Origin of the sequence: Oligella sp. HMSC05A10 (assembly GCF_001808335.1) — a bacterium.
Lineage (GTDB): Bacteria > Pseudomonadota > Gammaproteobacteria > Burkholderiales > Burkholderiaceae_B > Oligella > Oligella urethralis.
This window is the reverse complement of the sequence record NZ_KV792890.1, coordinates 1-4833: the sequence shown is the minus strand read 5'-3', so window position 1 is coordinate 4833 and position 4833 is coordinate 1. Positions and strand designations below refer to the sequence as shown.

At 38.2% G+C, this 4833-nt stretch carries 7 protein-coding genes and 1 pseudogene; 4 read left to right on the top strand and 4 right to left on the bottom strand.

The features are described from left to right. Positions 1 to 85: 85 nt before the first annotated feature. The 3 genes from HMPREF3144_RS04215 to HMPREF3144_RS04205 all read right to left on the bottom strand — a co-directional run bounded on the left by HMPREF3144_RS04215 (position 86) and on the right by HMPREF3144_RS04205 (position 1015). Positions 86 to 304 (bottom strand): type II toxin-antitoxin system RelB family antitoxin, encoded by a 219-nt coding sequence (locus HMPREF3144_RS04215; protein WP_070476593.1) that lies wholly within the window; start codon positions 302 to 304, stop codon positions 86 to 88. 104 nt (positions 305 to 408) lie between these two features. Beyond that, complete coding sequence (locus HMPREF3144_RS04210) at positions 409 to 750, bottom strand: helix-turn-helix domain-containing protein (protein WP_036561281.1); 342 nt, start codon at positions 748 to 750, stop codon at positions 409 to 411. Between the two features lie 10 nt (positions 751 to 760). After that, a complete protein-coding gene (locus HMPREF3144_RS04205; RefSeq protein WP_036561284.1) occupies positions 761 to 1015 on the bottom strand; it encodes a type II toxin-antitoxin system RelE family toxin in 255 nt (84 codons plus the stop codon). 260 nt (positions 1016 to 1275) lie between these two features. Here HMPREF3144_RS04205 and HMPREF3144_RS04200 point away from each other — a divergent pair, with 260 nt between their 5' ends. Then, a complete protein-coding gene (locus HMPREF3144_RS04200; protein ID WP_036561287.1) occupies positions 1276 to 1557 on the top strand; it encodes a type II toxin-antitoxin system RelB/DinJ family antitoxin in 282 nt (93 codons plus the stop codon). 5 nt (positions 1558 to 1562) lie between these two features. Next, positions 1563 to 1829, top strand: a complete 267-nt coding sequence (locus tag HMPREF3144_RS11395; protein WP_081941629.1) for a type II toxin-antitoxin system YafQ family toxin — start codon at positions 1563 to 1565, stop codon at positions 1827 to 1829. Between the two features lie 403 nt (positions 1830 to 2232). On the opposite strand, the gene HMPREF3144_RS04195 is transcribed toward HMPREF3144_RS11395, so the two are convergent. Beyond that, the gene (locus HMPREF3144_RS04195; RefSeq protein ID WP_083290381.1) at positions 2233 to 2727 is read right to left on the bottom strand and encodes a replication protein RepA; all 495 of its coding nucleotides are present in this window, start codon (positions 2725 to 2727) and stop codon (positions 2233 to 2235) included. 191 nt (positions 2728 to 2918) lie between these two features. Here HMPREF3144_RS04195 and istA point away from each other — a divergent pair. Continuing rightward, a pseudogene (gene istA / locus HMPREF3144_RS04190) lies at positions 2919 to 3956 on the top strand (IS21 family transposase). Next, positions 3940 to 4716: an IS21-like element helper ATPase IstB gene (istB, locus tag HMPREF3144_RS04185; protein ID WP_070476590.1), complete on the top strand. Its 777-nt coding sequence runs from the start codon at positions 3940 to 3942 to the stop codon at positions 4714 to 4716. The pseudogene istA and the gene istB overlap by 17 nt, the downstream one beginning before the upstream one ends. Positions 4717 to 4833 lie beyond the last annotated feature (117 nt).

The following is a 4833-nucleotide window of genomic DNA, read 5'->3' as shown; positions in this document are numbered from 1 at the left end:
AAATCAAGTTACACAAAATACCTTACACCCTCCTGGTTTATCAAGTTTTAAAAGCTCTTTTTTTGCTTTATCTGAATAAAGTATTTTATAAGCCAAGCTCTTTTCCTACTTCTTCAGCTGAATAAGTTTTAGACTTGCCAGCCTTAACCAGTTCCAACTCCCTTTCTGCAAGATAGACATCTTCTAAATCATCTAAGTGTTTTAAGATTGCTTCTCTTGCGTAAAAAGACTTTGTACGCCCCGTCTTTTCCGCCAAATCTTTCAAGCGGTTATCTATTTCGTCAGGTAATCGTATTGCTAACATTATCAGCTCCTTGTTATACGTGTATAACAAGTATAACAAATGACAAAGTAAAGAACCTAGAATTAATTAAATTTAAGCGTGTTTTTTATAAGGCCGTTCTGAAATCAAACTAATTGTTGAGTTGAAATACCAAGTGCATCAGCAATTCTATCGATGGTAGCTTTTCTTGGTCTAGCATCTAAAGACTCCATATTCGCATAAGTTGGTTGACGAACTTCTAAACGTTCAGCCATTTCAACCTGAGTGATTCCTAAATATTCACGCCATGCACGAATCATGCTCCAGTTGTTCTCAACTTGTAGTTTGATAACTTCATGTGGAATAGTTTCATCTACAGGAATGCGAGAATTTTTTCTATTCATTAAAACTAAATAGTCTTCATAAGGCAGCACCACAAAAGTTGGCTTACCTAAGCTTGTTAAAATAGTATGTTCATGCGTATTCATAATATTGCCCTTAGTAAGTTGTATCATCTCTTTTCTTGACTTCTTGTATGTCTACTATTCGTATAATTACATCTGCATCAAATAGCACTCTATACTGACCTACTCGAAGCCGATAGCCATATTGATGATTTATGAGCTGTTTAACATTCCGTGCATTTGGCAGATCCATTAATGTGTCAACAGCTGAAATTATTCTTTGTTGTTCTCTTCGGTCAAGCTTAGCTAATTGCTTGGCTGCTTTCCGAACCCAATTAATCTTAAACATAAAGCTCCGTTAAATATAGCTTTATTATAGCAAAACCTATAAATAATGACAATAAATTAAAACTACTTTTAGAAGCGATTTACTATAATTTTTAATTTAAGCTTTACCTTTAATCCCCAGTTTGGCTTATCAGAAAGAAGCTGGCGAAAATCTTTTAGTGAAACTAATAACAGATTAAGTAAAACATATGTAAAATAAAAGCTTTACATATATTTGTTTTTTGCTTTAAAATTAGGTATATAACCGACTTGGAGTAAACAATGAGTACAACTAATTTTAATATCCGCATGGATGAACAACTAAAAGAAGAAGCTTTTCCTATTATTGAGAGTTATGGTCTTACTCCAGCACAGGCTATTAAACTCTTCTTGAAGCAAATAGCAGACACTAAGGCAATTCCTTTAAACTTTGAGTATAAAACTAACCACATCCCCAATGATCTAACTAAGCTTGCTATGCTAGAGCTATTAAGCAATCGTAGTGAAAACACTTTAACAAAATATAGCAGCCTAGATGAACTTATGGATGATATCAAAGGGTAGTAATTTTGTTAGCATTAATACCAAGTAATCAATTTAAACGTGACGCAAAAAAACGTTGGATAGACTTACTCTCTGAAGAATGGATTACTGTAGCTCACTGCCTAATCCATAACCAAGTAATACCAGATAAGCACCGAGATCATTCTTTAGTTGGTGATTGGTCTGGATTTAGAGAATGCCATATAAAACCCGATTTGCTATTAATTTATGCAAAATATGAAAGAACAATTGAGCTAGTTAGAATTGGAAGTCATTCTGAATTATTTAAATGACTTAATTTAAGTTTTGCCTTTAATCCCCAGTTTGATTCATCAGAAAGAAGCTGGCGAAAATCTTTTAGTTAAATAAAGAATTAATTAAAATTTAAGCGTTTTAAGAATTTCTAAAAAAAAACTAAAAACAATTAAGATTTAAATATTAAAAAAGTGAATTCTAAAAAAAAAGAGGAAGGCTTTTAAGTAAAAAAATCACACCTCCCTTATGATAAATAAAAGAACGTCTTGTTTACTGTCTTGCATAACGTCTTGAGAGAACGTCTTGCTGTTAATATGTTACAACTTAAGTTGATGATTTATATAAATAAAATAGAGTTTTTCTATAAATTAATATTACCGATACAACGCAATTACAGGATTTTTAAGCATAAAAAAACCGTCATTTAGACGGTTAATGATTTTACTTATTAGGAATTAATTTAGCACCACCAATTGTTACGAATTGACTGTCAGAACTTATGATTTGATTTAAATCTGGATAAAATTTAGCTAAATTATCCAATGAGCCTAAAAACTTACTTTTAAAATTGTATTTTGCTTGAGCTTCCTTTCTTATAATTTCATCGGCAGTTAATATATCTTTATCTAGGTTTCCACCAAAATTAGCTGCAAACTGAGCTTGTAGCGACTCCCAAGGGATTTTTACCGGTCGACCGCCTGATGTATAAATACCGTATGTCCGATAAGCTATCCACGTATATACATCCATGGCCATAGGTGATTTACGAATTGCATGTAGCACATTTAGATCAATTGGCACTGGATGAGCTAATAAATCTTCAAGGAATTTCTTATTTAAGTTTAAGTGAGTTTCCCAGCCACCGTTATGTGTCTCCCAAAACTCAAAACTGCTATCAGCAATCAAAATGTTTTTTTCTTGCCCTACTATTCTCACCTTCGATTGTTACTCTAAATAATGAGTTAACTAAACGAGTAGTTTGCTCTTTAAGCATAGCAATTGTTGATCCTTGTCGGCTAATATCGAGTTTACGCATGAATTCTGTTAACGGCAATGTAATAATGACCCCCATCGGCAGTTGAATTTTGACCCCCTAGTTTTTAAACTAGCGGTTTTTCAGGCCGCTTATGTTAACTCAGGAGATGGTAGTGACCATACAGGTGTTAAAAAAACGGGGGCAATCTATCAAAGCGATTAGCCGAGAAACAGGTATTTCACGTAATACGGTTAAGAAGTACCTTAACGAGAAATCTACTGCGCCACAGTATCACCGACGCGCAAACAGGGTAAGTAAACTCGACCCTTATAAGCCATATATTCACCAGCGTATCCAAAGCGCATCGCCCGATTGGATACCAGCAGCCGTGCTGTATCGAGAAATTGTTGAGCTTGGCTATCCTGGCAAGATACGCCTGTTGAGCGACTATGTTGCTCAATTTAAACCGACTGCTCCAACTGATCCATTGGTGCGCTTTGAGACTGAGCCCGGTGAACAATTGCAGGTGGACTTTACAATTATCCGTCGTCAGGGTCAGCCACTAAAGGCCTTTGTAGCGACCTTAGGCTATTCCAGAGCCAGTTACGTGCACTTCTTTGATAATGAGCGTAGTGAGTCTTGGTTAACCGGCTTACGGCAGTCTTTTGACTTTTTTGGTGGTGTACCGAAAGAGGTGTTATTTGATAATGCCAAAGCCATCGTTTTAGAACGCGATGCCTATGGTGTTGGTGAACACCGCTGGCACCCAGAGTTGCTCCTGCTGGCTAAGGAGTATGGTTTCCAGCCTCGTGTCTGTCGTCCTTATCGTGCTAAGACGAAGGGTAAAGTGGAGCGATTTAATCGTTATTTAAAGAGTAGCTTTGTCGTGCCTTTGCAGGCGAGCTTACGCGCCGAAGGACTCAAGCTGGATGTGCAAACAGCTAACGGATGCATCGGGCACTGGTTGACGAGCGTTGCTAATATTCGCATACACGGCACAACACAAGAGACACCTAATCACTGACTCACTAAGGAGAAAGAGGCGTTACTGCCGTTGCCGATAAGAAGCGGCAATGTCGTCGTTGCTCCTTCGTTGAATGACGTGCCAATGCCGATTGAGAGCTTACAGCACCCTTTATCCACCTATGATGCACTGCTTTTAGGAGAAGGTCATGAGCTTACAGTATGAACGTATTGCCGACATGTGTCGGCAATTAGGTCTTTATGCCATTAACGAAGTTTGGTCTCATGTGGCTGAACATCACCTAAACTCGGAAGGTACTTATGCTGACTTTGTTGAACAGCTACTGACTGAGGAGCTAAAGGCTAAAGCGCTCAGGTCGCAGACCGCCTTACTTAAATTGGCAGCGCTACCGAGCATGAAAACCCTTGAAGAGTTCGACTTTAGCTTTAGTAGTGGGGTGCCGAAAGCCAAGGTTCAGGAGTTAAGCTCGCTTGCCTTCATCCCACGCCATGAGAACGTCGTTATGCTAGGTCCTAGCGGTGTCGGTAAAACACACTTGGCCATTGGTCTAGCTTATAAGGCGGTGATGAACCATTTAAAGGTACGTTTCATTACGGCTGCTGACCTAATGCTTCACTTGGTGACTGCGTATCGCCAAGATAAGTTAAAAGCCTATATGAACCGGGTCGTCATGGCGCCTAAATTACTCGTGATTGATGAGATAGGCTATTTACCCTTCGGCCGTGAGGAAGCGAATTTATTCTTTAATGTGGTGGCAAAACGCTACGAGAAAGGTAGCACATTATTGACTAGTAATTTACCGTTTAGTCAATGGGCTAACACCTTTGCGGACGATACCACATTAACCGCTGCGATGTTGGATAGACTTTTACATCACTGTCATGTTGTGCAAATGAGTGGTGAAAGCTATCGTTTAAAAGATAAACGAAAGGTCGGCATGCTGCCGATTAATTCACAGATTTAATATCGTCTAGGGGGTCAAATTTAGATTGCCGATTATCCCGAAAAGGGGTCAATTTTAAATTGCCGTTGACATCAGCAGACCAATTATCCGAATTGCGTTTTTTTGACATGGCATTAC